The following is a 3,485-nucleotide window of genomic DNA, read 5'->3' as shown; positions in this document are numbered from 1 at the left end:
ATGACATGGCTTTAGCTCCTATTGGTAATTTGGATGCTTACACCAGTCTTGTGCACACCATTCCTGTATTAACTGAGGAAGAAGAATACGACCTCGCCTATCGCCTGCAAAACGAAGGTGATCTCAAAGCAGCGCAAAGACTTGTTTTATCGCATCTACGTTTTGTTGTTCGTATTGCCAAAGGATATAGCGGTTATGGACTGCCCGTTGCTGACCTGATTCAAGAAGGTAACATTGGTTTGATGAAGGCAGTAAAACGGTTCAACCCTGAAAAAGGTGTGCGTTTAGTTTCTTTTGCTGTTCATTGGATTCGTGCCGAAATTCATGAATACGTGATTCGTAACTGGCGCATTGTGAAAATTGCTACGACAAAAGCACAACGTAAGTTGTTTTTCAATCTTCGCAGTGCAAAGCAACGTCTTGGTTGGTTAAACAAAGAAGAAGTTGAAGCTGTTGCTGAAGACTTAGGTGTCACAGCCGATAATGTGATGGAAATGGAGCGTAGACTGGCACAGCCTGATACCTCTTTTGACTTACCAAATGATACGGATGACGAAGAAAACCATTATTCGCCGATTGCTTATTTAGCCGCTAACGATGATTCGGATCCTTCTAATCAGTTGGAAGATGATAATTATGCTGATTATCAACAACAAAAATTATCCAATGCATTAGCGACCTTAGATGATCGTAGCAGAGATATTATTATGCAGCGCTGGTTAAGCGAAGATAACAAAGCAACGCTTCATACATTAGCTGATCAATATCAGGTATCTGCAGAACGTATAAGACAGATTGAAAACAACGCTATGAAGAAACTCAAACACTTAATGGTGTAAAAAAAGCCCGCTTTTGCGGGCTTTTTTTTTATCTTGGACTGAATGTACTTATCTTTCCAGTAAAGGCGTTTTGTTAGATTTACCATCCCACTCTTCTGCATCTGGAAGTGCATCTTTCTTTTCAGAAATTACAGGCCATACACGAGAGAGCTCCTCGTTGATTTGCAAAAATTCCATTTGCTCATCTGGCAAATCATCCTCTGAAAAAATAGCTTCTGCTGGACACTCTGGTTCACACAGCGTGCAATCGATACACTCATCAGGATCAATGACTAAAAAGTTAGGACCTTCGTGAAAACAATCTACTGGGCAGACATCAACACAATCAGTATATTTACATTTAATACAGTTTTCTGTGACAACAAAGGTCATGGTGAATTCTCCAAAATCACGAGTTGATACAGGACCGACCTGTCAAAAATAAAATGTAATTCTACATGATTTCGCCTAATTCTGGGCAAGGTTCAATTTTAGGGTATGATCCCGATTGAATAAAATTCATGAAAAAACATCAGTAATTTGAAGGAACACCGCAGAATGCGAAAAATAATATTACTTCTGATTTTTGGGCTGATTTTCTTAGCAAGCGCCGCTTTTGCCGCATTTAACATGAGCGATGTGACGGTAAATTATTACTTTGGTGAGTTAACCATGCCCCTATCTGTGATAGTAGCGCTATCTATGTTGTTGGGGGTAGCCATCGGTGCAGTGATTTTATTGTTCAGCACGATGAAATTGCGCTATGAAAATCATCGCTTACAATCAAAGTTGTCAGTTTCTGAGCAAGAAATTAACAGCTTAAGAATACTGCCGATTAAAGACGCCCATTAATTCATGTTTGGCTGGTTATTTTTCTTATTACCCGTAGCAGCTCTCTCCGGATGGATGATGGCCAGACGTCACTATAAACGTCGCTACCGCCAGCAAGACTCTTCTTTTAGCCCTGATTATTTTAAAGGCCTTAATTATTTACTGAATGAACAGCCTGATAAAGCCATTGATGTCTTTATTGGCTTGCTAGAAGTTAACAGTGAAACAGTCGAAACCCATTTGGCTCTGGCTAACTTATTCCGTAGACGTGGTGAAAGTGATCGTGCCATCAGAATCCATCAGAATTTAATTGCCAGGCCTTCACTCAGTGCCCAACAACGGCGCCAAGCTCTTGTCGAATTAGGCCTGGATTATATGAGTGCAGGCGTTTTAGACCGCGCTGAACTGCTATTTTTAGAATTATTACAACAACCAGGGACACCACCTGAAGCGCCCAAACAATTGCTACGGATCTATCAGCAAGAAAAGAAATGGCAGCAAGCCATTGATATGGCAAAACATATCGAAGGTAATGATAAGACCAATACCCGGGCGCTGATTGCACAGTTTTATTGTGAACTTGCCGAATCTGTCATCAATAAAGATCAGCATCAAACACTGAATTTATTACGAAGTGCTCACCATTACGATGCAAACTGTGTCAGAGCGAGCCTGCTAGAAGGTCGGATATACATCAAAAACGGGCAATACCGTAAAGCGATTCGTGCACTTCAACATGTTGAAAAACAAAATCACTATTTTTTACCAGAAGCGCTGCCTTTGCTTTATGACTGTTTTGAGAACACGAATAATCTGGATGACTTCAAAGACTGGTTAGAATCATTACTCAATAGATATCCTCACCTCACTTCTGCACGCTTAATGATAACGAGACTTATCGAACAAACACAGAGCACGGAAGCAGCCCAGGCGTTCTTGCATGCCCAACTGCACCAACACCCCTCTGTGGAAGGTTTACATCAGCTCATTACGCTGGGTGAAGAGAACCATCAAGCGCTAATCCCACTTATTAAAGAAGTCACAACTACCTTAATTCATAAAGGCGATCGTTATACATGCAAGAACTGTGGTTTTTCTGGTCGAACGATGCACTGGTTATGTCCGGGCTGTTCCAGTTGGTCAACGATGCGCCCTATTGAAATTCATTTATCTTCATTGGAAAAATTATTGGAACCATCACGATGACAGCGATTACTATTCTGCATAACCCACGTTGCAGTAAATCCAGACAAACACTGAACTTACTAGAAGAAAAAGGAATTCATCCAGATGTCATAAAATATCTGGACACACCACCCAGCTTTGAAGAATTAAAAGTTATCATTGAAAAACTGGGCATTAGTCCCAGAGATTTACTTCGCAAGGGTGAAGAGGAATACAAGGTGCTTGATTTGAAAAATCCATCTCTGACAGATGAAGACATCATACAAGCCATGGTCACTCACCCTAAACTGATTGAAAGACCGATTGTTATACAGGGTAGCCAAGCACGAATAGGTCGACCACCAGAATCTGTCTTAGAAATAATCTCATCACAATGATCAAAATACTGATTCTTTACTACAGTCGTAGTGGCCATGTTAAAGCGATGGCTGAACAAATTTCACGAGGCGTTGAATCCGTTTCGGGATGCGAAGCGCTCATCAGGACTGTCCCTCCTGTATCTACAGTCTGTGAAGCCACAGAAGATACTATTCCAGCAGAAGGCCATCTATATGTTAGCCATGCTGATCTGAAGAATTGTGCAGGACTGATAATGGGAAGCCCAACACGATTTGGTAATATGGCGGCACCGCTTAAATATTTTATTGATTC

At 41.1% G+C, this 3,485-nt stretch carries 6 protein-coding genes; 5 read left to right on the top strand and 1 reads right to left on the bottom strand.

What is annotated here, in order from left to right; translation table 11 throughout:
* Window positions 1–5: 5 nt before the first annotated feature.
* On the top strand, window positions 6–839 hold the full coding sequence (gene rpoH / locus B4K20_RS12680) for an RNA polymerase sigma factor RpoH (RefSeq protein ID WP_289283160.1): 834 nt from the start codon (window positions 6–8) through the stop codon (window positions 837–839).
* 48 nt (window positions 840–887) lie between these two features.
* On the opposite strand, the gene fdxA is transcribed toward rpoH, so the two are convergent.
* Window positions 888–1,211 (bottom strand): ferredoxin FdxA, encoded by a 324-nt coding sequence (gene fdxA, locus B4K20_RS12675; RefSeq protein WP_007145800.1) that lies wholly within the window; start codon window positions 1,209–1,211, stop codon window positions 888–890.
* 165 nt (window positions 1,212–1,376) lie between these two features.
* On the opposite strand from fdxA, the gene B4K20_RS12670 reads away from it, so the two are divergent.
* From B4K20_RS12670 to B4K20_RS12655, 4 genes are all read left to right on the top strand, one after another.
* Window positions 1,377–1,670, top strand: coding sequence for a LapA family protein (locus B4K20_RS12670; protein WP_289243902.1), 294 nt, complete (start codon window positions 1,377–1,379; stop codon window positions 1,668–1,670).
* Between the two features lie 3 nt (window positions 1,671–1,673).
* Complete coding sequence (lapB, locus tag B4K20_RS12665) at window positions 1,674–2,855, top strand: lipopolysaccharide assembly protein LapB (protein WP_289243903.1); 1,182 nt, start codon at window positions 1,674–1,676, stop codon at window positions 2,853–2,855.
* Entirely contained in the window at window positions 2,852–3,211 is a 360-nt protein-coding gene (arsC, locus tag B4K20_RS12660; protein WP_289243904.1) for an arsenate reductase (glutaredoxin), read from the top strand. Before lapB ends, arsC begins: the two co-directional genes overlap by 4 nt.
* Window positions 3,208–3,485 (top strand): flavodoxin family protein (locus tag B4K20_RS12655; RefSeq protein ID WP_414683386.1); only part of this gene is annotated, 278 nt, incomplete at its 3' end. The genes arsC and B4K20_RS12655, both read left to right, overlap by 4 nt.

The organism is Methylophaga sp. UBA5088 (assembly GCF_002414625.1).
GTDB lineage: Bacteria > Pseudomonadota > Gammaproteobacteria > Nitrosococcales > Methylophagaceae > Methylophaga > Methylophaga marina.
Note: the sequence above shows the minus strand (reverse complement) of the source record. Positions and strands in the feature narration are given on the sequence as shown.